Origin of the sequence: Catenulispora sp. GAS73, assembly GCF_041262085.1 — a bacterium.
GTDB lineage: Bacteria > Actinomycetota > Actinomycetes > Streptomycetales > Catenulisporaceae > Catenulispora.
This window is the reverse complement of record NZ_JBGCCM010000005.1, coordinates 271231-296367: the sequence shown is the minus strand read 5'-3', so window position 1 is coordinate 296367 and position 25137 is coordinate 271231. Positions and strand designations below refer to the sequence as shown.

Here is a 25137-nt window from a genome sequence, read left to right as displayed (position 1 = left end):
GAGCTCTACTGTCGATGGCATGTCTGGGCAGGAGGACGGGGCGCGGCCGGCCGTGACCCTCGTCGGCGACCAGTGGTCGCCGGAATGTTCGGTGGTGCGGACCTTTCTGACGCGCAGCGAAGTCGCGTACACCTGGCTGCGGCCCGGCGATCCGCGCGGCGGCCGGATGCTGGCCGATCACGGTCTCACCGCCGCGGACGCCCCGGTGCTGTTCGACGAGGCGGGGCGGATGCTGCGGGCACGCGGGCTCGAACCGGTCGCCGAGTGGCTGGGGCTGCACACCGACCCCGGCGGCGGGGCGTACGACCTGGTGGTCGTCGGGGGCGGCCCGGCGGGGATGGCGGCGGCCGTGTACGGGGCCTCCGAAGGGCTGCGGACCGTGTTGGTCGAGCGGTGGGCGATCGGCGGGCAGTCCGGGCTCACCTCGCGCATCGAGAACTACCTCGGGTTCCCCGAAGGCATCTCCGGCGCCGATCTCGCCGACCGGGCCCGGCGGCAGGCGGAGAAGTTCGGGGCCGAACTCGTGCTGACGCGCCATGCCAGCACGCTGGCCGAGACAGAGACAGAGACACAGACACAGACCGGCGACGGCTTCACCCTCGGCTTCGCCGACGGCGGCAGCGTCACCGCCCGCGCGGTCATCCTCGCCACCGGCGCGAACACCCGCACCCTGCACGCCCCCGGCGTCTCCGACTTCGTCGGCCGCGGCGTCTACTACTACTCCGCGCTCACCGAGGCCCCGCTGTGCACCGGCGCCGAGGTCTACATCGTCGGCGGCGCCAACTCGGCGGGGCAGGCCGCGATCTACTTCTCGGAGTGCGCGCACAAGGTGGTCCTGCTGGTGCGCGGGGAGTCGCTGGAGCAGGAGATGTCGACGTACCTGATCAAGCAGATCGCCGCCATCGCCTCGATCGAGGTCCGCACCCACACCGAGGTGGCGGCAGCGGCCGGCGACAGCCACCTGGAGCAGCTGACGCTGCGCGACACCCGCACCGACACCACCGAAACAGTGGAAGCCACCTGGCTCTTCGCCTTCATCGGCGCCGCCCCCGACACCGCCTGGCTCGGCCCGCGCTTCCTCCGCGACGACGCCGGCGGCCTGGTCACCGGCAACGACATCGCGGCCCTCGCCGCACCAGAGCCCGCCTGGCCGCTCACACGCGCGCCGTACCACCTGGAGACCACGGTCCCGGGGGTCTTCGCCGCCGGCGACGTGCGGTCGTGGTCCGGGCGCCGGGTCGCTGCCGCGGTGGGGGAGGGGTCGATGGCGGTGATGTTGGTGCACAAGTATCTGGAGGCGTGAGCGCCGCGTGCGGATGAGTAGGCGTACTTGCTTGATGCGGCGCCTGACCGTTTGACCGGTCGCCACCCCGCTGCGCCGAACCACGTTCGCTTCCGCACGACGTTGCGCGGGAATTCCGGCCATTCGATCGGCTGCAGCCCGCTCGGCCCGTCGGATGCCCGATGGTGGGATGACCGAAGCGGTCATTCGTCCGAGAGGCGGTATCTCCCATGCCTGGTTTCCCGCAGTGGTCTGATCACGAGGCGGTTCTCATCCGTACCGGCGCGCGGTCCGGGCTGCCGGTCGTCATCGCCATGCACTCCTCGGTGCTCGGGCCGTCGGCCGGCGGGTGTCGGATCTGGCGGTATGCGCGGTGGCAGGACGGGCTGGAGGACGCGCTGCGGCTGTCAGCGGCGATGACGGCCAAGTTCGCGGCGGCCGGGTTGGCGCGTGGGGGCGGCAAGACGGTGGTGGCGATGTCGGAGGGGTATGAGCTCACGCCCGAGCGCAAGCGCGGCATTCTGCTCGATATCGCGGACGCCATCGAGTCGTTGGGTGGTCAGTACGCGACCGGGCCTGATGTCGGCACTTCGCCGCAGGACATGGTGGTGATCGGGGAGCGGACCGGCCACGTGTTCTGCAAACCCGCTGAATACGGCGGCAGCGGGGATTCCTCGCCGGCCACGGCGGAAGGCAGTGTCGCGGCGTTGCGGGCGGTCGCCGCGCAGTTGGGCGGAGGAAACGGCACGGTGCGCGGCCTGCGCGTGGCGGTCGTTGGTCTCGGCAGCGTCGGCGCGCGTATCGCGGCCCTGCTTTCCGAGGCCGGCGCCGAGCTCGTACTGAGCGACATTGATGCGAGTAAGAAGGGCCTGGCGGATGGCCTTGGCGCACAGTGGCACAGCGATCCGCACCAGGCGCTGACCGCCGAGGTCGACATCGTCGTCCCGGCCGCGCTCGGCGGCGTGCTGACCGAGGAGATCGTGCCCGATCTGCGGTGTCGGGCGATCGTCGGGCCGGCGAACAACCAGCTCGCGCTGCCGGAGGTCGCCGACGCGCTGCACAAGCGGGGGATCGCCTGGGTCCCGGACTACATCGCGAGCGCCGGAGGCGTGATCCACGCGATCACCGTGGAGCTGGACAAGCGTACGGAAGACGAGGCGCGGCAACGGGTTCGCGGTATCGAGGACACGGTCGCCGAGCTGCTTCAGAGTGCTGATACGCGGGGTGTGACGCTCGCGGCGGTGGCGGAGGAGTTGGTGCGTGCGCGCCTCGGCGCGGTCGCAGAGCGCTGAGCCGACCGAGAAGCAGCCAGTCGTGAAGCGCTGAGCCGACCGGCGATGGACGCCTCCAGCCAACCGCGCCGAGACTTTGCCAGGATCGGAGAATGGATCACCTCGACGCGGAGATCGTCCGCCTCCTGCAAGCCGACGCCCGCCAGTCGAACCGCGAACTGGCCCGCACGCTCGGCGTCGCCCCCTCGACCTGCCTGGAGCGCGTCAGATCCCTGACGCGCCGCGGCGTGATCCGCGGCTACCACGCCGAGATCGACACCGCGGCCCTCAACCGGGGCGTCCAGGCGCTGGTCGCGGTGCAGATCAGGCCGCTGAGCCGGAGCGTGATCGACGCCTTCTCCGACTTCGCCTCGGGGCTGCCGGAGGTGCTCAGCACGTTCGTGCTCTCCGGCGGCGACGACTTCGTGCTGCACGTCGGCGTCCCCGACCTGGACCGGCTGCACTTGTTCCTGACCGAACGGATCGCCAAGCGGCGCGAGGTCACCGGGTTCCGGACCTCGGTGATCTTCAAGCAGGTGCACCAGGCGGTGCCGGAGCGGTTGCCGGACTGACGCGCCGGCACCGGGGCCGCCTCAGCCCAGCAGCGCGACGCACGCCGCGGTGCCGGCGAGCACGATCATGGCCAGGACGATCAGCATGATCTCCTTGTTGCTGACGATGCTCACGTCGACGCTCTGCTGAGCCTTCGGCTTCTGGGACGCCATGCTTCATGCCTTTCGCAGGTCGATATCGCGGTAACAGTAGCTTGGCGGCTTGTGGGGCTGGCAGTCGGGGCGGGCTTTAAGAGGCTGGAGGGCCGAGCTCAGCGTGCCGCCCGAGCGTCCCGCCACACCTCGCTGTCGACGAAGAACGTGTCGAACCGCTCCTGCGAAGCGCGCAGCGTCTCCGGCGGCTCCACCCCGGCGCGCGTCCGCACGACGAGGTGGAAGTAGTCGAACCGCTGCACCCCCGGCGTGATCACGATCAGCGCCTCGGCGGTCGAGCCGGCGTGCGCGCCGAAGGCGTGGTTCAGGCCCGGCGGGACGACCAGCAGGTCGCCGGCGTTCGCGGTCTGCACCGAGCTCCCGACCAGGACGTCGAGGCGTCCGTCGAGGATGTAGAAGAGCTCGGAGGAGCCGCTGTGGTAGTGCGGGACCGCGCTGTCCGCGCCGGTGGCCAGCGCGACGCGATGCGTGCTCAGCGCGCCCCGGGAGGAGTCGGCGTCGGCGAGCAGGAAGTGGCCGATCGACGCCAGGTGCTCGGCCTCGTCGGCGCGGATCAGGACCGGCGGGTAGAGGCCGGAGTCGTGGTCTGCGTGGTTCGTCATGAACCCAGGGTCACGCCGCGTCGCATCATCGGTCCAACAGATGTTTCCGCTCGTGTCCATGGCTACGATCGATACATGGAGCTCAGGCAACTGGAGCAGTTCGTGGCGGTGGCCGAAGAGCGGCACTTCACCAGGGCCGCGGCGCGCGTGCACGTCGGCCAGTCCGGCCTGAGCGCCGCCATCGCCGCCCTGGAACACGAGCTCGGCGACGCCCTGTTCGTCCGCAACAACCGGCAGGTGACACTCACCGCTGCCGGACAAGCCCTGCTTCCGGCGGCCCGGCGCGCGCTGGCCGCGGCGCAGGACGGCCGGGACGCCGTCGCCGGAGTCCGGGGCGTGCTGCACGGCCGGTTGCACGTCGGCGCGATCCAGACCTTCGGCGCGGTCGACCTTCCGGCCGCGCTCACCGAATTCCGGCGTCGGCATCCCGCAGTGACCGTGCGCTTCACCCACGACGCGGCCGGTGCGCTGGCCCGCGCGGTCGCCGAGGCCGAGCTCGACATCGCCTTCGTCGACGGACCGGTCGACTCCCGGCTGACCCGGGTCCCGCTCGGCCGCGACCGGCTGGTGCTGGCCGTCCCGGCCGGGGATCCGCTGGCGCGCGCGGGCGAGATCCGGCTGGACGATCCGGTGCTGCGCGATCGGGACTTCGTCGCCTACCGGCTGGATTCCGGGATGGAGGGCCAGATCTCCGCAGCCTGCGCGGCGTCCGGCTTGGCTCGGCGGGTGGTCGCCGAGGTGGTGAACCTGCAGTACCTCGTCGAGTTCGTGGGGCACGGCGCCGGGATCGCGGTCCTGCCGCCGGGCGCGATCCCGGCCACCGCTGAGCAGCAGATCAGCACCGTCCCGATCGCGCCGCCGATCTACCGCGACCTGTGCGCGGTCGTGCCCGGCCGGCGTCCGCCGACCGGGCCCGCGCAGGCGCTGCTCGACGCCGCGCTCACAGCTGTCGCCGCTACTTCGAGCGCTACTTCGACCGCTACTTCGAGCGCCGAGCCGTGATCAGCCGCTCGCGGTCGAACATCGGCGCGATGAGCCGGTAGGCGCCGACGTCGAGCACCAGCAGCCCGACCGCGAACAGCAGGGCCACGCGGAACGTCGGCGTGATCACGTTGAACGCCATCAGCGCCGTGACCGCGAGCGGCGGCAGGCTGGCCAGCGTCCCGAGCTGCTGCGCGACCCGCACGTCGTTCGCCCGCACCGACACCGCTAGCCCGGCCCAGATCGCCCAGCCGGCCAGCAGCGGGACGAACAGCACCTGCGCCAGGATCCGCGGACCCTCCAGCGCGACGTCGGCGATCTGTTGGTGTGCGAAGAGCTTCACCATCAGCAGGAAGATGCCGAGCATCGCGTAGGCGATGCCGACCGCCGGGATCAGCGCGGCCAGGGCCTTGCCGATCAGCAGCTCCTCGCTGCGCACCGGCGTCGTCAGCACCGGTTCCAGGGTCCCCTGCTCGCGTTCGGTGACGATCGACGTCGCCGCGATCGTGGCCGGCAGGATCACCGGGACCAGCAGCAGGAACAGCATCGTGGAGCCGACGCGGGCGTCCAGGGCGGTGCGTGAGACGTTGGTCGGCGTGGTGAAGATGTTGATGATCGGGTTGGCCAGGAAGACGATCGGCAGGACCGTCATCGTCCCCAGCACGAAGCGGTTGCGGCGGTAGTCCGTGACTTCCTTGCGTACCACCGCGCGCACGCGGGTGGCGTCGATGCGGCCGGAACGGACCGCCCGGATCGCTCTGATGGCACTCATCGCTGCGTCGCCTCCACGTCCTCGTTGACCAGCTCCAGATAGACGTCTTCCAGCGAGTGCCGGGACTCGCTGACCGACAGCACGTCGGCCTGCGCGTGAACCAGCGCCCTGACGACTTCCGGGGCAGCGACGGCCGGGTCGCTGACCGCCAGGCGGTAGGAGCCCGGAGCGCCGCCCCCGGAGTCCGTGTCCCAGCTCTCGACGCCGGGCAGGCCGGTGAAGACCTGGCCCGGGTCGGCCAGCGGCGCGGCCGTAGCGACGATCAGGCCCTTGTGGAACAGCTGCTCGCGCAGCTCGGAGGGCTTGCCGATGCTGCGCAACGTGGTGTTGAGGATCGCGACCCGGTCGCACAGCGCCTCGGCCTCGGCCAGCCGGTGCGTGGTGAAGAAGATGGTGACGCCGCGGTCGCGCAGGCCGCTGATCAGGTCGTGGACGCCGCGGGCGGCGACCGGGTCCAGGCCGGACGTGGGCTCGTCCAGGAACAGGATCTCGGGGTCGTTGAGCAGCGTGCGGGCCAGGCCGACGCGCTGGCGCAGGCCTTTGGACAGGCTGTTGCAGGTGTCCTGCGCGCGGTCGGTGAGGTTGACGGCCTCCAGCGCCCGCTTGATGCGCCGCTCGCCGTCGGACAGGTGGTAGAGCCCGACGAAGTACTGGAGGTTCTCGGTGACCGACAGCCGGCCGTACAGGCCCGGGGCCTCGGTCATGATCGCGATGCGCTCGCGGATCTCGACGGCGTTGGCGGCCTCCAGCGGGATGCCGGCGACGGTCGCGCGGCCGGAGGTCGGGGTGATCAGGGTGCCCAGGCTGCGCACGGTGGTGGTCTTGCCGGCGCCGTTGGGGCCGAGGAAGCCGAAGACCTCGCCGCGGCCGACGGTGAAGGAGACGTCGGAGTAGGCGGTGCGGGAGCCGAACTTCTTGGTGAGCTTGTCGACGACGAGGACGGGGTCTTCCCTGGTCGCGGTCATGGCCTCTCCTCGGGCTGAGGATCTGGTGTCGGTTCGGGCGGGTCGGGTGGCCCGGTGGGTTCGTTGGCTTCGTCCTCGGCCTTGGGCGGCCGTCCGCGCCGGGGCATCTTCCCGACGTTCGACGGCAGCCGCCCGGCCTGGGCCAGCGCCTGGCGCAGCACGTACTCGATCTGCGCCGTGGTGCTGCGCAGCTCGTCCCCGGCCCAGCGGGCCAGAGCGTCGTGGACGGCCGGGTCCAGGCGCAGCAGGATCTGCTTGCGGTCGGCCATACGCGCGCCCGCGCCTACTGGTAGAGCGTGCCGGTGTTGACCACCGGCTGCGTGGCCTGTTCGCTGCACAGCACGACGAGCAGGTTGCTGACCATCACGGCCTTACGCTCCTCGTCGAGCTCGACGATGCCCTCCTCGCCGAGCTCGTTCAGGGCCGAGCGCACCATGCCCACGGCGCCCTGCACCATCCGCTGCCGCGCGGCGACGATCGCGTCGGCCTGCTGCCGGCGCAGCATGACCTGCGCGATCTCCGGGGCGTAGGCCAGCCGCGTGATGCGCGACTCGACGACCTCGATCCCGGCCAGCGCGACCCGCGCCGCGATCTCCCGCGACATCTGCGAGGTGATCTCCTCGGCGTGCTCGCGCAGCGAGATCTGGCCCTCGCCGCGCGCGTCGTAGGGGTAGCTGGTGGCGGTGTGCCGGACGGCGGTCTCGGCCTGGATGGCGACGAACTGCACGAAGTCGTCGACCGCGTACACGGCCTGCGCGGTGTCCCGCACCTGCCACACCACGACCGCGGCGATCTCGACCGGGTTGCCGTCGGCGTCGTTGACCTTGAGCGTCGCGGTCTCGTGGTTCCGCACCCGGGTGGAGATCTGGCGCCGCGTGGTCAGCGGGATGACCCAGCGCAGCCCGGTGGTCCGCACCGTCCCGGAGTAGCGGCCGAACAGCGCAACCACGCGTGCCCGCCCCGGCGCCACCGGCACGAGCCCGAGCAGCAACACGACGGCGACGACGATGAGCGCGACGTGCGGCGCGGGGCCGCCGCTGCGCAGCGCGATGGCGGCGATGATCGCGGCGACGGCCACGATCAGCGGGAGCCAGCCGGGAATTTCCCAGGCGGCGTGCTCGGCGATCGGGGTCGCCGTGGTGGGCACCGGAAGCGGCGGGACCGGTGTGGTCGGTGAGCCCGGCGGCGGTGGTGTGACGGGGTTGGTGGACATGCGGGACGTCTCCTTGAGCCCTGGGCCTCGGTGTTCTCCAAAGAAAACTCTAGCAAAGTGATATCACTTTTTGCACCGAAGCATTTGCTTCGGGCTCTGTGCCGGCCGGGGCGCCGCCCTCTAAAGCAAGGTTCTGAGAAGATCTATGTGGTCGCGAACGAGGGGGCATTGTGAGGATTCTGATCGTCGGCGCGGGCATCGCGGGGCTGAGCACGGCGCTGAGCTTGCACGACGCCGGACTGGGCAGCGAGATCACGATCATCGACGCGGTGGCCGAGCTGCGGCCGCTCGGCGTCGGCATCAACCTGCTGCCGCACGCCACGCGCGAGCTGATCGAGCTGGGCCTGGGCCCGGAGTTGGCGCGGATGGCGGTGCCGACCGCCGAAGTGGTGACGATGGACGTGCTCGGGAACCGGATCTGGTCCGAGCCGCGCGGGGTCGGGGCGGGGTACAACTGGCCGCAGTACTCGGTGCACCGGGGCGAGCTGCAGGCGGTGCTGCTGGCCGCGGTGCGCGAGCGGCTCGGGCCGGAGTGCGTGCGGACGTCTACCGCGCTGGCCGAGCTGCGGCAGGACGGCGACCGGGTGGTCAGCAGGCTGGTCGGGCGGGACGGCGAGGACCTGGGGACGGTCGAGTCGGACGTCTTGATCGGCGCCGACGGGCTGCATTCGGCGGTGCGTGCGCAGCTGCATCCCGACGAGGGCCCGGCGCGCTGGAGCGGCATCACGATGTGGCGCGGGTGTGCCGAGGGCGAGCCGTTCCTCACCGGCCGGTCGATGATATGGGGCGGGAGCAACCGGGTCGCGAAGTTCGTCGCGTACCCGATCTCCCCGCCGCGCGAGAATGGCAGGGTCCTGATCAACTGGGTCGCGGAGGTGCGGGTCGAGCCCGCCGCCGTGCGTGCGCCGGACTGGAACCGTACCGGCCGGCTGGCCGACGTCCTGCCGCACTATCAGGGATGGAAGCTGGCGGGCGTGGACGTGTGCGGGCTGATGGCCGCCAGCCCGAAGGTCCTGGAATACCCGATGGTGGACCGGGATCCGCTGCCGTCCTGGGGTACCGGCCGGGTCACGCTGGCTGGGGACGCGGCGCATCCGATGTACCCCATCGGCTCCAACGGCGGCTCGCAGGCCATTTTGGACGCGCGGCATCTGGCGTATCAGCTGGCGCACCACGCCGACGACCCGGCTGCGGGGCTGGCCGCGTACGAGGCCGTGCGGCGTCCGGCGACGGCGGCGATCGTGCGGACGAACCGGTCGTTCCCGATGGACCGGATCCTCAACCTGGTCGCCGATCGGGCTCCGCAGGGGTTCGAGGCGATCGAGGAGGTGCTGAGCGCGGCGGAGATGGCGGAGATCACCGCGGCGTTCCGGAGTACGACGGGGACCGACGTGCAGGAGTTGAATGCGCGCGCCTCCCTTTCGGTGCGCACCGAACAGGTGAACAATGTAGGGCACTGATACCGGAGGTGGGGTGTGGAGCGCTCGGAGCCGAATCTCGAATCCGCGGTGGTCGAGCCCCTGGGGCGCAGCGACCCGGACTTCATCGGCCCCTATCCGCTGGTCGGCGTCCTGGGCTCCGGCTGGTCCGGCCGGGTCTACCTGGCGCGCGACGCGCAGGGGCGGCCGATGGCGGTCAAGGCGATCCGGCCTCAGTACGCTGATTCGGCCGTGTTCCGGGCCCGGTTCCGGCGCGAGCTGGACGTGATCCGGCGGGTGCGCAGTGAGCGCGGGGCGCCGATCGTCGAGGCCGACCCCGACGACGAGGCGCCGTGGCTGGCGATGGCCTGCATCGCCGGGCCCACGCTGGAGCAGGCGCTGGAGGTGCACGGGCCGCTGCCGGAGAGCTGTATCCGGCTGCTGGCCGCGCATCTGGCCGAGGCGCTGGCGGATCTGCACGACGCCGGGATCGTGCACCGGGATCTGAAGCCGGGCAACGTGCTGTTGGACGCCGACGGGCCGAAGCTGATCGACTTCGGCGTCGCGCACATCGCCGCCGCGACTCGGCTGACCGCCACCGGCGCGGCGGTCGGCACGCCGGCTTTCATCGCGCCGGAGCAGGTGACCGGGGCGGCGGTGAGTGCCGCGACCGACGTGTTCGCGCTCGGGGCGCTGCTGGTCTACGCCGCGACCGGGTCGCCGCCGTTCGGGGACGAGGCGGCGGCGGTGTTGTACGCGCGGGTGGTGCACAACGAGCCGGATCTCGCCGGGCTGGACCGGCTCAGCGTGTCTCTCAGGGAGCTGATAGCGGCGTGTTTGAGTAAGGACCCTGCGGAGCGCCCGGACGCGCGGGCGATCGTCGCGGCGTGCGCTCCGTCGGTGGGGGCGCCGTGGTTGTCCGACGGTGAGGCGCCGTGGCTGCCTCGGGACGTGGCGGATCTGGTGACCGCGCGGCGTGCGGCGATTGACGCGGTGTTGCCCGGGGCGCCGCTTCGGGTGGTGACGGGGGCGGCGGGGACGACGGCCGGGGGTGGTCGTGAGCCTCGACTGGCGGCGGTGCAGCGGCGTGCGGTGGCGGTTCCGGTCGGGGTGGCGCTGGTGGTGGTCGTGGCGCTGATCGCGTGGGGGATCGGGGGGAGTGACGGGACGGTGTCTTCTGGGGCTCCCAGTGGCTCGGGGACGAGCGTCGCGGATCGGGCGGGCGCGGGGATTCCGCCCGCTGGAGTCGGTTCTACGAACGGTGCTACGCCTTCGGTCGCGGCTGGGCATGTGGCGGTGAGCTCTAGTAGTGCGCCTGTTTCGGGGGGAGCGGCTGGTGGTGTCACCGGTCCGAGTAGTTCTCAAGGTGCGCCGGTAGGGGGCACTTCGTCGACAGCGCCTGCCGGTGGCGGCGGGCACAGCACTTCGGCTTCTGCCTCGCGCCAGCCGTCGTCCAGCGCTCCGCCGCCCCGACCGCCGACGAGCACGAGCGCGCCGGCGCCTCCTCCGCCCGCGCCGTTCACTTGTCCCCAGCACTACTTCTGTTGGTGGAATCAACCGGCGATGCCGGGCCGGGAGACCGGTGGCTGCGTGGACTCCTCCCTGAATCACAGCGAGTGGTTCTGCTCGCGCGGATTCCCGGGTGGGTATCCGCCGATTCTGTCCTTCATCAACAACACGCCGTATCGGGTGTGGCTTCAGCAGAACGACGGCCACACCAGCGCCGGGACCGAGCTGTGCGTCAATCCCGGGACGAGTGTCAGTGACCTGAGTGGGAACGCCAACACGAACGACCGGTGGGTCTGGATGTCGAACAACTCAGCACCCTGCTGAGCGTCGCCTTCGTCATGCCACTCCGACCGGCTGTGGCGTCTCGACCGCCACCGGCCGGGTGAACTCCCGCAGCTGCGGTGTCTTGACGACGATCACCGCGAGCGCCGCCAGGCAGAGCATGCCGCCGCTGACCAGGGCGACCTGCCCGGACGTCGCGGCGGCGGTGAGGCCGGCGCGCAGGTTGCCGAGCTCGGGGCCGGCCTGGCCGGCGATCTGCTCGGCGGCGGCGACCCGGCCCAGCATCTCGTTGGGGGTGTTGAGCTGGACGAGGGTGCTGCGCGAGACCACCGCCAGGGTGTCCGCGGCGCCGGCCACGGCCAGGCACGCCAGGCCGAGCCAGGCGTTGGCGACCAGGCCGAGCATGAGCAGGGCGGCGGCCCAGACCGTCGAGCCGAGGAGCATGACCGCGCCGGGGCGGGGCAGGCGCGTGAACGTGCCGGAGAAGACCGACGCGACGACGCCGCCGACGGCGATGGCCGTCAGGAACAGGCCGAGCGTCCGCGGGTTGTTGCCGAAGCGCTCGGCGTTGAGCAGCGGGAAGAGACTGATGGGCATCGTGAGGACGGTCGTGGCGAGGTCGGTGAGCAGCGCGCCGCGGACCGGCGCGGCGTGCACGAGGTAGCTGAGGCCGTCGGCCACCCCCCGCAGCCCCGGACGCGGCGCCTGCTCGGACCGCATCGCCAGCCGCGGCAACCGGAAGGCGCCGTAGAGCGCGACGCCGAAGGACAGCGTGTCGATGAGATAGCAGGCCCCGACCCCCGCCACCCCCACGACGACCCCACCGAGCGCCGGCCCCACCATCATCGACCCCTGGAACGAGATCCGGTTCAGCGCGATGGCGGACCCCATGTGCTCAGTACGCACCAGGTGCGGCAGGAACGTCCGCGCGGTCGGCCCCGCCCCGGCCCCGAACACGGACTGCCCCGCCACGATGAACAACACGGCCAGGACGGGGAACGTCCCGAGCAAAGCCTGCGTCGCGAGCAGCGCGGAACACGCGCCCTGCCCCACGGTGCACGCCATGAAGTAGCGACGCCGATCAAGCCGATCAGCCAACGCCCCCGCGAACAACCCGAACGCGATGAGCGGCACCGCCTGCGCGAGCCCGATGGCCCCGGTCCACGCCGCGCTGTTGGTGGAGTGCCAGATCTGGAAGAGCACCGCGACCGTGGTCATCTGCCCGCCGAAGCTGGAGCACAGGCTGCTCAGCCAGAGGCGCCGAAACGCGGGCGACTCGCGCAGCGGCGCGGTGTCGGCGAGCATCGCGGTGAGGCGGCGGGTGCGGCTGCCGGTGCTGGGGCTTGGCTGGGATTCAGGGCACGCCAGCTCCGGCGGCTGGCTGCCCGACTCGGATTCGCGGGAGGTCTGCTGCGGCTGCGGTCGGTCGCTGCGATGGGCCGTGGCAGAGTTCTGCTGCGGCGGTTCGGGCGGCTGGCTGCTGCTCTGAGCGGCGCCGGGGCCTTGCTGCGGCTGCACCGGGCTGATGCTTTGGGCGCCGGAACTCTTCCGCAGCTCGGTGCGCGGCGAGTCGGGCAGCTGACTGCTGCTCGCGGTGGCGCGAGCGCTGTGCGATTCGGTGGGCTGTGCGGTGTCAACGGTGTCAACGGTGTCAGCGGTGTCAGCGGTGTGCTGCGTCGAATCCTGCAGCGCCGCACCCCGCCGGCGCCCCGGCCACCCTATGCGCCGCGCCATGCCGGGTCCTCCCTCAGGCGTTCCGTGATGCGGTCGCGGAAGCTCTTGCGCGCCAGCGCCTGTTCCACGTCGGCGACCGCCTTGCTGATCGGGTACGGGATCTCCGACTCCAGCTCGGCCAGGGCGGCTTCGGTGGCGCGCCACTCCGCCGCGAGGCGGGGGGCCAGGCGGCGGGATTTGGCGGTCAGGGTTACGCGCTTGGTGCGGGCGTCGGGGCCGGGGGTGGTGCGGACGAGGCCGGCGGTGCGCATGGCGGCGACCTTCTGGCTCAGGGCTGAGTGGGTGCGGCCGACGGATTCGGCCAGTTCGGTGATGGTCATCGGGCCGTGGAGGTGGAGGCGGAGGAGTTCCATCACCCAGGTCGGCTTCACGCCCTCGATGTCGGCGTCGGCGTAGACCTGGGCGATCGAGGCGTCGATGCCCGCCGTCAGCAGCTGGAGCGGACGCCACAGGCTGGTGCCGGTCGGGTCCTCGAAGGGCTGGTCGGGGGCCTGGTCGCCGGGTCGGTCGGCGGCGTGCGCGACCGGCCACTCGGCGGCTTGATCATCGGTCATGCCGCAATCGTAACAGCACTTCTATAAGTGCTGTTGTAATTATTCGGGCAGTGCGCCGCCCGCGTGGCGTCGTGCCGAGTAGTCGATTGATCACTATCTTGAGGGAAAGAAGTGAGAAAGGTGGCCGGCCCGGTGCCCGGAGGACGAGACACCCAGCCCGACGCCCGGACCGCCGGCGTCCTGCGCGGCCGGTCGACGGTCTGGGCCGCGGCGCTGATGTCGCTCGTGCTCGCCGCGATCTGGGCCCGCTACCTGGCCGGCGTCGGCGGCGACCTGGCCGCCCAGTGGTCCTGGGCCGATTTCGCCGCCAAGTACCCCGGCTCGGCCTACGACCTGGCCTGGTACGGCGGCATCCACCCCGCCTCCTACAGCCTGCTCGCCCCGTTCCTGATGGCCGCGGTCGGGGTCCGGGCCGCCGGCGTCCTGTCGGTCGTGGTCTCGGCGGTCCTGCTCGCCCACATCCTCACCCGCGCCGGCCTGCGCTGGCCGCTGCCCGTGGCGCTGTGGGGGACCTTCGCGCTCTGGTGCGACCTGGCCGCCGGCCGCGTCACCTTCGCCATCGGCCTGATGTTCGGCCTGGCCGCGGTCGCCGCCGCCGGGAACGAGCGCACGCCCGGCTGGGGCCGGGTCGCGCTCGCCGCCGTCCTGTCCTTCCTCGCCGTCTGCGCCAGCCCGCTGGCCGGCCTGTTCGTCGAGGTCGCCGCCGCGGCGCTGCTCCTCACCGGACGCGTTCGGGCCGGCATCGCGCTCGGCGTGCCGGGACCGGCCGTCGTCCTGCTGACCAGCCTGTTGTTCCCCTTCGGCGGCGTGGACCCGGTCGGCGGCCCGACGATCATGGTTACCGCGGGCTGCGCCGTCGCGGCCGCCCTGCTCGTTCCCGGCGGCCCCGACGCCGCGCCGGTCTGGCGCGTGGTGCGCATCGGCTCCCTGCTCTACGCCGCCGGCGCCGGCCTGACCCTGCTGATCGACACGCCGCTGGGCAGCAACGTCGAACGCCTGGCGCTGATCTTCGGCAGCGTGGTCTTCCTAGCCGCGCTCTGCGCCCGCGGCGACGTGCCCTGGCCGAAGCTGCCGCGCCCGAGTCTGACGTGGCTGCGCACCGGTGCTCTGGTCATCGCGTTCGCCATCGCCGGCTTCTGGACCGTGAGCAGCGACATCGTCGGCATCCCGATGCCGTCGTCCAAGGCCCAGGGCGCCGGCCTCGTCGCGGAACTCCAGAGCCTGCACGTCGAAGCCACCGGCGCACGCGTCGAAGCCGTCCCGATGCAGAACCACTGGGAATCCTGGGGCCTGACCGGCGTCGCCGAACTCGCCCGCGGCTGGAACCGCCAGGCCGACGTGCAACGCAACCCCCTGTTCTACGACGGCTCTCTCACCGGCACCGCGTACTACGACTGGCTCCAGAAGTGGGCCGTCGGCTACGTCGCGGTCCCCACGCTGCCCGCCGAGGAGCTGGACTATTCGGCGCGCGCCGAGGCTGTCCTGATCGCCACCCACCCCGCCTGGCTCCAGCAGGTCTGGCAGGACTCCTCCTGGCGCCTGCTGAAGTTCACCGACGCCGTCGCCCTGGCCTCGCCGCCCGCGACGATCGTCGCCACCGACGCCGCGCACGTGGTCCTCGACGTGCCGCAGACCCCGCAATCAACAGTGACCGCGACCGTCCGGATTCAGTGGTCCCCCTGGCTCCGCGTCGACGGCCCGGCCGGCGCCTGCCTGGTCCGCGACGGCGACTGGACGCAGCTGCAGGTCACCACCCCCGGCCGCTACACGATCGACAGCGACTACGCCCTGCCTCGCGGATCGGGCTGCCGGCGGCCGTGACGGAACGGCCGAGCCCGCTCAGCCGACGCCGTACCCCTTGATGAAGTGCTCGACCAGCCCCTCGACGAACCCGTCGTCGACCGGATCGCCGGTCATCAGGATCCGGTGATACACCGGCCCGACCAGCAGGTCGACCGCGGCGGCGACATCCAGATCCGCCGGTAGCTCGCCCCGCGCGATCGCGCGGTCCAGCGGCACGCGGTCGCGCTGCCGCTGCTCGTCGAGGTAGTGCGTGCGCAGCTTCTCGGCGAAGACGGCGTCGTGCTGCGCGTGGCCGATCAGAGCCTTGAAGACGGCACCCGCGTCCTCGCCGGTCAGGAAGCCCGCCAGCTGCCGCAGATGCCCGCGCAGGTCCTCGGCCAGGGTGTCGTGCTCCTGGGTGACCAGGTCGCGGGCGGCGTCCTCCAGGAACGTGTCCAGCAGGATGTCCGTCTTGGAGCCCCACCAGCGGTAGATCGTCTGCTTGGCGACGCCGGCGGCGGCCGCGACGCCCTCGATCGTGACGCCCGCGAACCCCTTCTCGACCAGCAGGTCGTCGGCCGCCTGGAGCACCGCCTGCCGGGCGTCCTCGCTGCGTCCGTGCCGGTTGCCGTGGTGCTGTGCCGGCAAGCGTGCCACCTCCTCGACGTGCCGTGCCGTGTCCCGATCGGGAGCCGTGTCCCGATCGTGAAAGGACAGGATAGGGCCCGATGCCCTAGACAAGACGCAACGTTGCGTCTACTCTACAGTGCATGACCTCCACCAGCACCCTCAGCACCCTGCGCGACCCGCGCGTCTCCGAAGTCCTCCAGCGCCTCTTCGCCGACGCGCAGCAGGACGACGCGGCCTACCAGCGCGCCCTGGCCGGCCGCCCCGACGGCTTCAACCCGACCGATCATCAAGAGCGTGCGGACGCCTGGTCGGAGATCTACATGCCGATCTCCGTCGACGCCGGGCGCCTGCTCTACACCCTCGTGCGCGCCGTGAAGCCCAGGACAGTGGTCGAGTTCGGCATGTCCTTCGGGATCTCCACGCTGCACCTGGCCGCCGCGGTCCGGGACAACGGCGTCGGGCACGTGGTGACCACCGAGATGTCCGCGGCCAAGGTCCAGGCCGCGCGGGCCACGTTCGCGGAGGTCGGCCTGCAGGACGTCATCACCGTGCTCGAAGGCGACGCCCTCCAGACCCTCCCGCAGCGTCTGGACGCCGACAACGCAGCCGCGGGCCACAGCGACGGCGTCGGCTTCGTCCTCCTCGACGGCTGGAAGGACCTTTACGTCCCGGTCCTCCGCGCCCTCGAACCGCGCCTGAACCGCGGCGCCCTGGTCATCGCGGACGACATCGACATGGCCTCGGTCCGGCCCTACCTGGACTACGTCCGCGACCCGGCCAACGGCTACGAGGGCGTCGCGTTCCCGGTCGAGGACGGCATGGAGATCAGCTGCCGTCTGTGAGCAACCGGGCCAGCGCGTCGGCGGACCGACTCCCCGCCGCGGCCTGAGGCCTGGCGTCCGCTGGCCACCAAGGCCTGATCCGCGGATCCGGGCCGGTCAGAGGAACCGCCACAGGTGGTCGGCGGTGCCGTTGTCCTCGAACTGCACGACGTTCGCCGAGTCGGCCGTGGACATGCCGTCCACGCCGAGCACCAGTCCGCTGTTCATGTTCTGGATCCGGAACCACGGACCGCCGCCGGGCCGCAGCCGCCACAGGTGGTCCGAGGTCCCGTTGTCGTCGAACTGCACGACCTGCGCGGAGTCCGCGGTCGACATGTTCGCCACGCCCATGACCTTGCCGGAGTTCAGGTTCTGGATCTTCCACCAGCCGCTGGAGTCGCTGAGGAAGGTCCACCGGTGGTCCGCGGTGCCGTTGTCGTCGTACTGCACGACGTTCACCGAGTCGGCGGTGGACATGTTCGCCACGCCGAGCACCTTGCCGCTGTTCTTGTTGATGACGCGGACCGGGCCGTCGGGGATCAGGGTCCAGAGATGGTCGGCGGTACCGTTGTCGTCGTACTGGACCACGTTGACCGAGTCAGCCGTGGACATGTTCGCCACGCCGGCCACCTTGTTGCTGTTGACGTTGCGGATGCGCATCCGGCCGTCGCCGTTGTCGATCAGGGTCCAGACATGGTCCAGGGTGTTCGTGTTCTCGAACTGCACGATGTTCGCCGAGTTGGCCGTGGACATACCGTCCACGCCGAGCACCAGGCCGCTGTTCGCGTTGCGGATGCGGACGTTGCCGTCGCCGTTGTCGAGCAGCTGCCAGACGTGGTCGGCGGTGCCGCTGTCGTCGAACTGGACCACCTGCGCGCTGTCGTCCCAGGACATGTTCGACACGCCCATGACCTTGTTGCTGTTGGCGTTGAGCAGCCTGAAGTAGCCGCCGGCCGGGTTCCAGGCGGTGCCGCCGGACGCGACGGCCGGGAACGCCGTGATCCGCAGCCGCGCCGCGCCCATCGGGATGAGCGTGACGTCGGTCGTCCCGGAGGCCTGGAACGGCCCGGGCTGGAGCTCGGTCGCGATGTTCTGATCGTCGGCGGTCCATCCGGCGATCTGCGCGGCCGGGGCGGTGATGCTGACCGGGACGCTCTGCTGGGTGAACGGGTTCGCCGAAACCGAGCCGTTGGTGCCGTTGAACGTCAGTGCACTGGCAGGGTTCGACGCGGGCAGCGCGAGGCCGTAGTTCCAGGCCGTCGTGGCGTGCACCTCGTACTCGGGGAACTCTGAATCCCCGGCGAACTGGACGTAGTTCTCGCCGATCTGCAGCGAGTAGTCCAGCGCGCCTTTCGACACCGACAACGCGCCACCGGCCGCGCTCCACGACGTGACCACGGGAGTGGACGGCAGCTGGATTCTCACCGTGTCGCCGTTGTGCCACGTGCGGGAGATCGAGGTGTAGGCCGGGCCGGACGGCGCGCTCACGCCGCGTCCGTTCACGGATATCGACGGCGCCGAGCACCAGCCCGGGACCCGCAGGTATAGAGGGAACATCGTCGGGTTAGACATCGTCACAGTGAGCGTGACGGTGTCAGTGAACGGATACCCGGTGTCCTCAGTGATGGTGACCGAGGAGCCGCCGGATACGTTTGCGGTGACCGAACAAGGGGCGTACATCGCCGCGCACAGTCCGTTGTCGGGGGTGGCGGCCCACAGCTCCTCGGTGAAGTACGGCCAGCCCTGGCCGTAGTTGTGCGGGCAGCAGCGGTACTGGTCCACGCCGGGCATGTAGGCCTGCATCGGCTTGGCGTTACTGAACTGGCCGTGGCTCGGCGTGCTGTTGGAGATGTCGACGCTGTTCATCGACGTGATGTAGTGCGTGCCCTTGCCCTGCGGGTCCAGGGCCGCGGGCAGCATGTTGAACGCCAGCTGCTCGCAGCGGTCGGCCCACACCGGGTCGCCGGTGAGCCGGTTCATCAGCTCGTGGCTGGCCATCAGCTCCACGATGCCGCAGGTCTCGAAGCCCTGCCGGGGGTCGGTATACCCGATGCGGCCGTTCTCGTCGCCGGCGAAGCCGCCGCCGGGGAACTGGCCCCAGCGGCCCATGATCGAGGCGTAGTTCTGGTACGAGTTCTGTGTCATGCCGGACTGGCCGGAGCGCAGCGCGTAGACCGCCGGTTCGCGGAAGCCCTGGGCCAGGTTGACGTTGTGGGGCGTGGGCAGGTTGTTCAGCCAGTTCGCACTGCTGCTGTGCATCGTGTCGGCCAGGTCGAGCAGGAAGGTCTCGCCGGTGCGGTTGTAGAGCCAGAACAGGACATCCAAGCCGTCCGCGACGCGGAACGAGAGCCAGAAGGCGGAGAACACTGAGCCCGGCTGCGTGTGCATGAACCGGCAGAACGCGGTCATGGCGTTCAGGATCTTCTGGTCGCCGGTGTACTCCTGGCGGCTGCGCATGGCTTGCAGCAGCGGCAGGTACGGCCAGAAATCCCCGTAGCCGCCCTGGCTGGTGCGTAGGCCGGTAGGGCCGAAGAAGCCGTCGGAGGCCTGCGTGGCCAGGATGCCGTCGATCCAGGTCGCCGTGTTCGCCTGGACGGTGCCGTCGCCGGTGAGATAGCCGAGGTCGCCGTAGCCGCGCAGCCAGTACGGCACCTCCTCCCAGCCGTTCTGGGACGGGTTGAGCCAGCCGGTTGTGCTGGTGTCCAGGTAGTGGGAGGTGTCCTGGTACTTCCCGCACAGGCCGTCCACCTGCAGCTGGAGCTGGCCGGCCAGCCAGCCGGAAGCGCGGACGGCGCCGGGCGGCAGGCGGAGCAGCGCCGTCGGTGCCAGAGGAGCGGCGTTCGGCGTGTACAGGCCTCCGCCGGCCGGGGCGAGGCGGGCGGTGGCGGCCGAGGCCGAGGACGTCAGGGAGGGACCGGTGGTGAGTGCGGCGGCTGTGAGCGCGCTCGTGCGGAGCAACGCACGGCGGGTCAGCGACACGTGGGGCACATGGGGATCTTGGGGCACGGGCATGATGAGGCTCCGGTGGGTAGAGCAGCCCTGATTCAACGATGTAAAGCCTCATTCAGGCACCGGTCGCGGGGTGCGTCAAGACCCTGTGTTGAGGTGCGAGATTCATCGGGTACTGATCGCGACGGTATAACCGCAGCTCCGGTCGGTCATCGAACCCTGAGTACGGCTTTGCGCGACGAGACAAGAGGGTTGACACACATCCGCCGGACGTGCATGACTAGCGTTACATCGTTGGAATGAACTTCCTCGGTGGCGCACACGCACCATCCCGATTCCCTTGTGACGAGGATGTGAACATGCCTGCCCGCTTGCGTGTAAGGACTCTGACCAGGTCGGCGACGGCGGCGACGATCGTCGCGGCCTGCCTGGCCGGCACCGCCGCCTGCGCCAAGTCGGCGCCCAAGGCCGCCGCCTCCGGCGCGACCTCGACCGGGACCGCGGCCCAGCAGGTGGTGGCGACGTCCGCCTCCGGCCCGGGCTGTACGTACCAGACCTACGGCGGCGGCGTGCCGCAGCTGAACCTGACCGATCCCTCGACGATCGTCGGCTTCTCGCAGTCGGAGTCCACCAGCAACCCGTTCCGCTCCACCGAGACCGACTCGATCACCAACCAGGCCAAGTCGCTGGGGATCAAGCTGATCCAGCGCAACGCCAACGCCGACGTGAACGCGCAGAACTCGCAGATCGAGGACATGATCGCGCAGGGCGCGAAGGTGCTGATCGTGGCGCCGGAGAACTCCGACGGGCTGGGCCCGGCGCTGGCCGAGGCCAAGGCCAAGAAGATCCCGGTGCTCACCATCGACCGGACGGTCACCGGCACCGCGTGCGGCGACTACATCGCCTTCATCGGTTCGAACTTCTACGGCCAGGCCCAGATCGCCGCCGACGACCTCGCGGCCGCGACCAACAACCAGGCCAAGGTCGCGATCCTGTCCGGCACCCCGGGCAACAACGTCAGCTCCGACCGGACCAGCGGGTTCCAGGACCAGCTCAAGGCCAAGTACCCGGGCCTGACCGTGGTGGCCTCGCAGACCGGCAAGTTCGACCAGACCGACGGCCAGTCGGTGATGGCCCAGATGCTCCAGGCCAACCCGGGCATCAACGCCGTCTACGCGGAGAACGACGAGATGGCCCTCGGCGCGATCCAGGCGATCATCGCCGCCGGCAAGGTCCCGGGCAAGGACATCAAGATCGTCTCGATCGACGGCACCCAGCAGGCCGTGCAGGACGTCGTCTCCGGCTCGATCTACGCCGACGTGGAGACCAACCCGCGGTTCGGCCCGCTGGCGTTCCAGTCCCTGCAGGCCTTCTACGGCACCACCGGGGTGTCCAGCAAGGTGATCATCAAGGACAGCCACTTCACCCAGGCCAACGCCCAGCAGGCTCTCGCCGGCGGGCAGGTCTACTGAGCTGGCGGCCGGGGGTCTGTGACATCTGAGATTCCTGGGTTGACTGAGGGAGGAACCGTGCCGTCGAGGCCGGATGAACCAGACCCCTCCGGGCCGCCGGAGGCAGGAGCGCCCACGGGCGCTCCTGCCGCGTTGCAGGCACGCGAGGTGGCCAAGAGTTTCGGCGGCGTGCACGCGCTGCGCGGTGCGGACCTGCTGGTGCGCCCCGGCGAGGTGCACGCCCTGATGGGGGAGAACGGCGCGGGCAAGTCCACGCTGATCAAGCTGCTCACCGGCGTCTACCGCCCGGACGACGGCGCCATCGCGCTGCACGGGCAGGAGCGCACCTTCCGCACGCCGCAGGAGGCGCAGGCCGCCGGGATCTCGACGATCTACCAGGAAGTGAACCTGGTGCCGATGATGTCGGTGGCCCGGAACCTGTTCCTGGGCCGCGAGCCGCGCCGCCGGGGGCTGGTCGACCTGCGCGCGATGAACCGGATGGCCGCGGAGATCCTGCTGCGCTACGGGGTCGGGGTGGACGTCACCGCGCCGGTGCACACGCTGGGCCTGGGCGCCCGCCAGATGGTGGCGCTGGCCCGGGCGGTGCGCACCGACGCCCGGGTGGTGATCATGGACGAGCCCACCTCCAGCCTGGAGCCGCGCGAGGTCCAGACCCTGTTCGGGGCGATCAGGACACTGCGGGACCAGGGGACGGCGGTGGTGTTCGTCAGCCACCGGCTGGACGAGCTGTACGAGATCTGCGACCGGGTCACGGTGCTGCGCGACGGCCGCACGGTGCACAGCGGCCCGATGGCCGGCCTGCCGCGCACGGAGCTGGTCGCGCTCATGCTGGGCCGCGCGCTGCTGGCCGCGCACGACGGCCGGGTCACGGCGTTCGCGCCGGACAAGGCGCTGCGGCGGCCGGCGGCCGATGACGCGGCGCTGGGTGACCTGCTGCCGGCGGCGCGGCGGGGGCGGGGGCGCCGTTCGGGGTGGGGGCGCGGCCGGGACCGGGTTCGCGGCGATCGGAACCGTCAGGCGGGCGGCCCCGGTGGCTCGGGTCCGGGTTCCGGCGCGGCGCTCGCCGGTGGCTCGGACTCGAGCGCGCCGGCTGCGGCTCTGCACCCCGGCGCCGTGGTCGATGCCGGCATGGAGTTCGGGGCGCGCGCTGCCGCGGCCGCGGCAGCCGAGGCTGCGGGCTTGGAGGGTGCGGCGCGCGATGGTGCGGGTGCTGCGAGCTCAGGGCCCGGCGCCGGTGGTGGTGTGAGTGCGGGCGTTCCGAGCTCGGGGCCCGGTGCTGGCGATGGTATGAGTGCGGGTGCTGCGGGTTGGGAGGGTGCGGCTCGCGATGGTGCGAGTGCGGGCGCTCCCAGCCATCCGGCGCTCAGCATCAGCGGCCTGACCGACCGGCACCGGCTGCGTGATGTCAGCCTGGATGTCGCTGCCGGTGAGGTGGTGGGGTTGGGCGGTCTGCTCGGAGCGGGCCGCAGCGAGACCGCGCAGGCGGTGATCGGCGCGCATCCGGCTGCCGGCGCGGTCTCCGTCGACGGCAAGCTGATCCGGCGCCGCAGTCCGCAGGCCGCCGTGCGGGCCGGGATCGCGATGCTCGCTGAGGACCGCAAGGCCGAGGGGGTCATCCCGGGCCTGTCCGTGCGGGAGAACATCGTGCTGGCCGCGCTTCCGCGCCTGTCGCGCGCCGGGATCGTCTCCACCGGGCGGCAGGACCGGATCGTCGAGTTCTTCATGAAGCGCCTGCGGATCAAGGCCTCCAGCCCCGAGCAGAAGGTGCAGGACCTGTCCGGCGGCAACCAGCAGAAGGTGCTGCTGGCCCGTTGGATGTGCCTGAACCCGCGCGTGCTGCTCCTCGATGAGCCGACCCGCGGCATCGACGTCGGGGCCAAGGCCGAGGTGCAGACGATCATCGACCAGCTGGCGGCCGAGGGGGTCGGCGTGCTGCTGATCTCCTCCGAACTCGACGAGCTGATCGAGGGGTCCGACCGGGTCGTCGTCCTGCACACCGGATCGGTCGCGGCACGGCTGGACGGCGAGGAGGTCACGGCGCCGAACCTGATGCGCGCCCTGGCCGGGGAGTCCTCTGGCACTGAGCAGTCCGACGAGGAGGGAGCCCCGTGACCGCCGCCGTGATCGAGCCGGCCGACGGCGCCGGCACGCGCGAACGGATCCTGGACCTGGCGCAGCGCTACGGCGTCTACGCCGCGCTGGCCGTCCTGATAGCCGTCGCCACCGCGCTCAACAGTGACTTCATGTCCGTGTCCAACTGGCGCGTGCAGCTGTTCCAGGCCGCGCCGATCGTGCTCGTCGCGCTCGGCATGGCGCTGGTGATCGGCACCGAGGGCGTGGACCTGTCGGTCGGCGCGACGATCGCGCTGTCCGCCTCGGTCATCCCGCTCTACATCGGCTACGGTCCGGTGCCGGCGATCGCGCTGGCCCTGCTGCTCGGGGCGGCGGCGGGTCTGGTCGGCGGCGCGATGGTGGCCTTCGCCGGGGTGCAGCCGATCGTGGCCACGCTGTCGCTGATGATCGGGCTACGCGGGGTCGCCGAGCTGATGAACGGCGCCGCCGCCAAGCCGGTGGCCGACGCCACCATCCTCGACCTCGGCGAGCACAACCTGGCCGGGGTGCCGCTGATGGCGTGGATCGCGCTGGCCGCCACCGGGGCCGTGGCGTACACCGTGCGGCGCACGACCTTCGGCCGCCAGCTGGTCGCGATCGGCGACAACAAGCGCGCCAGCCTACTGGCCGGGCTGCCGGTGCGGCGCGTGCTGGTGACCGTGTACGTGCTGTCCGGGGTGCTGGCCGCGCTGGCCGGCGTGCTGATCGTCGGGCACGGGGCCGAGGCCGATCCGGCGAATCAGGGGTTGAACATGGAACTGAACGCGATCACCGCGGTGGTGGTCGGCGGCACGCCGCTGTCCGGCGGCCGGGTGCGGGTGCTCGGCACGGTGGCCGGGGCGATGTTCATGCAGCTGGCCTCGGCGGTGCTGATCCAGCACAACGCGCCGACGTCCACCACGCAGATCGTCGAGGCCGTGCTGATCTGCCTGGCCGTCTACGTGTCCAGGGAACGGGGGACGCGATGAGCGTGCGGACACCGGAGACCGCGGCGCCGCTGCCGGCCCCGCCGCCCCGGCGCGCGGGCCGTGACGGGCTGCTGGAGACGCCGCGCGAGCGCTGGATCCGGCGCGCGGAGCGGCGCGGGCCGCTGGTGGTGCTGGTGGCGGTGTGCGCGGCGGCGACGGCGGCCTCGCCGTCGGACGCGTCGTGGTCGGACGTGAGCACCATCCTGGGCAACAACGCCTTCGTGTGGCTGCTGGCGCTGGGGATGACGTTCGTCATCACGACCGGCGGCATCGACCTGTCGGTGGGGTCGCTGTACGCGCTCGGCGGGGTGCTGGCGGCGCGGGCCTCGTCGAGTGGACCGTGGCTGGCGATCCTGCTGCCGCTGGTGGTGTGCGCGGCCTGGGGCGCGGTGCAGGGGCTGCTGGTGGCGTACGGCGGGATGGCGCCGTTCATCGTCACGCTGGCCGGGCTGCTCGGCGCGCGCGGGCTGCTGCAGGCGCTGACGAATCAGGGTTCGACGACGTACCTGGTCCCGGCGCACTCCTGGTTCCGGCACCTCGGCGCCGGCACGTGGGTGCCGGTGGGCATCGTGGCGGTGCTGTTCGCGCTCGGCTGGATCCTCATGGAGCGCACCGGCTACGGCGCCACGCTGACCGCGATCGGCGGCAACCAGGACTCCGCGGTCCTGCTCGGCCTGCCGGTGGCCCGCGCGAAAGTCCTGGTCTACCTGCTGTCCGGCACCCTCGCCGGCGCGGCGGGCGCCCTGGCCGGCGCGCGCCTGGGCTCCGGCGTGACCACGATCGGCGTCGGCTACGAACTCACGGCGATCGCCGCGGTGGTGATCGGCGGGACCCTGCTGACCGGCGGCTACGGCACGATCGGCGGCACGGTCTGCGGCGTCCTGCTGCTGGCGGTGATCCACCACCTGATCGACCGGTACCTGTCCCAGTACGGCTCGGCGATGACGGACGCGGTCAACGGCGCGTTCCTGGCCGTCGTGGTACTGGCGCAGGCGCTGCTTGAGCGCTCGCGCCGGCGATGACGGAGGCGGGGGAGGGGGCTGCCGGCTGTCTCGGGGGCCCGCCGGGTGGAGCGTGCCCGGCGACGAGTGCCGG

22 protein-coding genes are annotated in these 25137 nt (G+C 71.3%); 12 read left to right on the top strand and 10 right to left on the bottom strand.

All coding sequences use genetic code 11. The features are described 5' to 3' along the window. Window positions 1-19: 19 nt before the first annotated feature. The 3 genes from ABH935_RS09930 to ABH935_RS09920 all read left to right on the top strand — a co-directional run bounded on the left by ABH935_RS09930 (window position 20) and on the right by ABH935_RS09920 (window position 3125). Entirely contained in the window at window positions 20-1303 is a 1284-nt protein-coding gene (locus tag ABH935_RS09930; protein WP_370377518.1) for an NAD(P)/FAD-dependent oxidoreductase, read from the top strand. A gap of 209 nt (window positions 1304-1512) precedes the next feature. Beyond that, entirely contained in the window at window positions 1513-2574 is a 1062-nt protein-coding gene (locus tag ABH935_RS09925; RefSeq protein WP_370377517.1) for a Glu/Leu/Phe/Val dehydrogenase dimerization domain-containing protein, read from the top strand. Between the two features lie 92 nt (window positions 2575-2666). Next, window positions 2667-3125, top strand: coding sequence for an Lrp/AsnC family transcriptional regulator (locus tag ABH935_RS09920; protein WP_370377516.1), 459 nt, complete (start codon window positions 2667-2669; stop codon window positions 3123-3125). Window positions 3126-3146: 21 nt separating this feature from the next. On the opposite strand, the gene ABH935_RS09915 is transcribed toward ABH935_RS09920, so the two are convergent. Continuing rightward, window positions 3147-3278, bottom strand: coding sequence for a hypothetical protein (locus ABH935_RS09915; protein WP_370377515.1), 132 nt, complete (start codon window positions 3276-3278; stop codon window positions 3147-3149). A gap of 98 nt (window positions 3279-3376) precedes the next feature. Next, on the bottom strand, window positions 3377-3880 hold the full coding sequence (locus ABH935_RS09910) for a cupin domain-containing protein (RefSeq protein ID WP_370377514.1): 504 nt from the start codon (window positions 3878-3880) through the stop codon (window positions 3377-3379). 75 nt (window positions 3881-3955) lie between these two features. Between ABH935_RS09910 and ABH935_RS09905 the strand changes: the two genes are divergently transcribed. Continuing rightward, window positions 3956-4882: a LysR family transcriptional regulator gene (locus tag ABH935_RS09905; protein WP_370377513.1), complete on the top strand. Its 927-nt coding sequence runs from the start codon at window positions 3956-3958 to the stop codon at window positions 4880-4882. On the opposite strand, the gene ABH935_RS09900 is transcribed toward ABH935_RS09905, so the two are convergent. The 4 genes from ABH935_RS09900 to ABH935_RS09885 are packed head-to-tail and all read right to left on the bottom strand — an operon-like array spanning window position 4860 to window position 7811. Next, entirely contained in the window at window positions 4860-5633 is a 774-nt protein-coding gene (locus tag ABH935_RS09900) for an ABC transporter permease subunit (RefSeq protein WP_370377512.1), read from the bottom strand. The two genes, ABH935_RS09905 and ABH935_RS09900, sit on opposite strands and share 23 nt — an antisense overlap. Next, a complete protein-coding gene (locus ABH935_RS09895; protein ID WP_370377511.1) occupies window positions 5630-6598 on the bottom strand; it encodes an ATP-binding cassette domain-containing protein in 969 nt (322 codons plus the stop codon). Before ABH935_RS09895 ends, ABH935_RS09900 begins: the two co-directional genes overlap by 4 nt. Then, on the bottom strand, window positions 6595-6867 hold the full coding sequence (locus tag ABH935_RS09890; protein ID WP_370377510.1) for a hypothetical protein: 273 nt from the start codon (window positions 6865-6867) through the stop codon (window positions 6595-6597). The genes ABH935_RS09895 and ABH935_RS09890 overlap by 4 nt, the downstream gene beginning before the upstream one ends. 14 nt (window positions 6868-6881) lie before the next feature. Next, on the bottom strand, window positions 6882-7811 hold the full coding sequence (locus tag ABH935_RS09885; RefSeq protein ID WP_370377509.1) for an SPFH domain-containing protein: 930 nt from the start codon (window positions 7809-7811) through the stop codon (window positions 6882-6884). 170 nt (window positions 7812-7981) lie between these two features. On the opposite strand from ABH935_RS09885, the gene ABH935_RS09880 reads away from it, so the two are divergent. Together ABH935_RS09880 and ABH935_RS09875 are read left to right on the top strand one after the other, a co-directional pair. Continuing rightward, complete coding sequence (locus ABH935_RS09880; protein WP_370377508.1) at window positions 7982-9271, top strand: flavin-dependent oxidoreductase; 1290 nt, start codon at window positions 7982-7984, stop codon at window positions 9269-9271. Between the two features lie 15 nt (window positions 9272-9286). Next, window positions 9287-11062, top strand: a complete 1776-nt coding sequence (locus ABH935_RS09875; protein WP_370377507.1) for a serine/threonine protein kinase — start codon at window positions 9287-9289, stop codon at window positions 11060-11062. A gap of 12 nt (window positions 11063-11074) precedes the next feature. On the opposite strand, the gene ABH935_RS09870 is transcribed toward ABH935_RS09875, so the two are convergent. Beyond that, a complete protein-coding gene (locus tag ABH935_RS09870; RefSeq protein ID WP_370377617.1) occupies window positions 11075-12325 on the bottom strand; it encodes an MFS transporter in 1251 nt (416 codons plus the stop codon). 413 nt (window positions 12326-12738) lie between these two features. Beyond that, window positions 12739-13308: a MarR family winged helix-turn-helix transcriptional regulator gene (locus ABH935_RS09865; protein WP_370377506.1), complete on the bottom strand. Its 570-nt coding sequence runs from the start codon at window positions 13306-13308 to the stop codon at window positions 12739-12741. A gap of 132 nt (window positions 13309-13440) precedes the next feature. On the opposite strand from ABH935_RS09865, the gene ABH935_RS09860 reads away from it, so the two are divergent. Further along, the gene (locus tag ABH935_RS09860) at window positions 13441-15129 is read left to right on the top strand and encodes an MFS transporter (RefSeq protein ID WP_370377505.1); all 1689 of its coding nucleotides are present in this window, start codon (window positions 13441-13443) and stop codon (window positions 15127-15129) included. 18 nt (window positions 15130-15147) lie between these two features. On the opposite strand, the gene ABH935_RS09855 is transcribed toward ABH935_RS09860, so the two are convergent. Continuing rightward, window positions 15148-15747: a TetR/AcrR family transcriptional regulator C-terminal ligand-binding domain-containing protein gene (locus tag ABH935_RS09855; protein WP_370377504.1), complete on the bottom strand. Its 600-nt coding sequence runs from the start codon at window positions 15745-15747 to the stop codon at window positions 15148-15150. Between the two features lie 113 nt (window positions 15748-15860). Here ABH935_RS09855 and ABH935_RS09850 point away from each other — a divergent pair, with 113 nt between their 5' ends. Then, window positions 15861-16562 (top strand): O-methyltransferase, encoded by a 702-nt coding sequence (locus ABH935_RS09850; protein WP_370377503.1) that lies wholly within the window; start codon window positions 15861-15863, stop codon window positions 16560-16562. 96 nt (window positions 16563-16658) lie between these two features. On the opposite strand, the gene ABH935_RS09845 is transcribed toward ABH935_RS09850, so the two are convergent. Beyond that, on the bottom strand, window positions 16659-19553 hold the full coding sequence (locus ABH935_RS09845; protein ID WP_370377502.1) for an RICIN domain-containing protein: 2895 nt from the start codon (window positions 19551-19553) through the stop codon (window positions 16659-16661). Between the two features lie 296 nt (window positions 19554-19849). Between ABH935_RS09845 and ABH935_RS09840 the strand changes: the two genes are divergently transcribed. The 4 genes from ABH935_RS09840 to ABH935_RS09825 all read left to right on the top strand — a co-directional run bounded on the left by ABH935_RS09840 (window position 19850) and on the right by ABH935_RS09825 (window position 25064). Further along, window positions 19850-20962, top strand: coding sequence for an ABC transporter substrate-binding protein (locus ABH935_RS09840; RefSeq protein WP_370377501.1), 1113 nt, complete (start codon window positions 19850-19852; stop codon window positions 20960-20962). Window positions 20963-21109: 147 nt separating this feature from the next. Further along, a complete protein-coding gene (locus tag ABH935_RS09835; RefSeq protein WP_370377500.1) occupies window positions 21110-23074 on the top strand; it encodes a sugar ABC transporter ATP-binding protein in 1965 nt (654 codons plus the stop codon). Then, window positions 23071-24042 carry an ABC transporter permease gene (locus ABH935_RS09830; RefSeq protein WP_370377499.1) on the top strand — a complete coding sequence of 324 codons (972 nt, stop codon included), beginning with the start codon at window positions 23071-23073 and terminating at the stop codon, window positions 24040-24042. The genes ABH935_RS09835 and ABH935_RS09830 overlap by 4 nt, the downstream gene beginning before the upstream one ends. Continuing rightward, a complete protein-coding gene (locus ABH935_RS09825) occupies window positions 24039-25064 on the top strand; it encodes an ABC transporter permease (protein WP_370377498.1) in 1026 nt (341 codons plus the stop codon). The genes ABH935_RS09830 and ABH935_RS09825 overlap by 4 nt, the downstream gene beginning before the upstream one ends. Window positions 25065-25137 lie beyond the last annotated feature (73 nt).

Bases quoted from the DNA above. Each gene is read 5' to 3' on its own strand.
- ABH935_RS09890 (WP_370377510.1), bottom strand. From the start codon at position 6,867: ATGGCCGACCGCAAGCAGATCCTGCTGCGCCTGGACCCGGCCGTCCAC.
- ABH935_RS09920 (WP_370377516.1), top strand. From the start codon at position 2,667: ATGGATCACCTCGACGCGGAGATCGTCCGCCTCCTGCAAGCCGACGCC.
- ABH935_RS09905 (WP_370377513.1), top strand. From the start codon at position 3,956: ATGGAGCTCAGGCAACTGGAGCAGTTCGTGGCGGTGGCCGAAGAGCGG.
- ABH935_RS09865 (WP_370377506.1), bottom strand. From the start codon at position 13,308: ATGACCGATGATCAAGCCGCCGAGTGGCCGGTCGCGCACGCCGCCGAC.
- ABH935_RS09925 (WP_370377517.1), top strand. From the start codon at position 1,513: ATGCCTGGTTTCCCGCAGTGGTCTGATCACGAGGCGGTTCTCATCCGT.
- ABH935_RS09885 (WP_370377509.1), bottom strand. From the start codon at position 7,811: ATGTCCACCAACCCCGTCACACCACCGCCGCCGGGCTCACCGACCACA.
- ABH935_RS09930 (WP_370377518.1), top strand. From the start codon at position 20: ATGTCTGGGCAGGAGGACGGGGCGCGGCCGGCCGTGACCCTCGTCGGC.
- ABH935_RS09915 (WP_370377515.1), bottom strand. From the start codon at position 3,278: ATGGCGTCCCAGAAGCCGAAGGCTCAGCAGAGCGTCGACGTGAGCATC.
- ABH935_RS09900 (WP_370377512.1), bottom strand. From the start codon at position 5,633: ATGAGTGCCATCAGAGCGATCCGGGCGGTCCGTTCCGGCCGCATCGAC.
- ABH935_RS09870 (WP_370377617.1), bottom strand. From the start codon at position 12,325: ATGCTCGCCGACACCGCGCCGCTGCGCGAGTCGCCCGCGTTTCGGCGC.
- ABH935_RS09910 (WP_370377514.1), bottom strand. From the start codon at position 3,880: ATGACGAACCACGCAGACCACGACTCCGGCCTCTACCCGCCGGTCCTG.
- ABH935_RS09840 (WP_370377501.1), top strand. From the start codon at position 19,850: ATGCCTGCCCGCTTGCGTGTAAGGACTCTGACCAGGTCGGCGACGGCG.
- ABH935_RS09850 (WP_370377503.1), top strand. From the start codon at position 15,861: ATGACCTCCACCAGCACCCTCAGCACCCTGCGCGACCCGCGCGTCTCC.
- ABH935_RS09825 (WP_370377498.1), top strand. From the start codon at position 24,039: ATGAGCGTGCGGACACCGGAGACCGCGGCGCCGCTGCCGGCCCCGCCG.
- ABH935_RS09845 (WP_370377502.1), bottom strand. From the start codon at position 19,553: ATGCCCGTGCCCCAAGATCCCCATGTGCCCCACGTGTCGCTGACCCGC.
- ABH935_RS09895 (WP_370377511.1), bottom strand. From the start codon at position 6,598: ATGACCGCGACCAGGGAAGACCCCGTCCTCGTCGTCGACAAGCTCACC.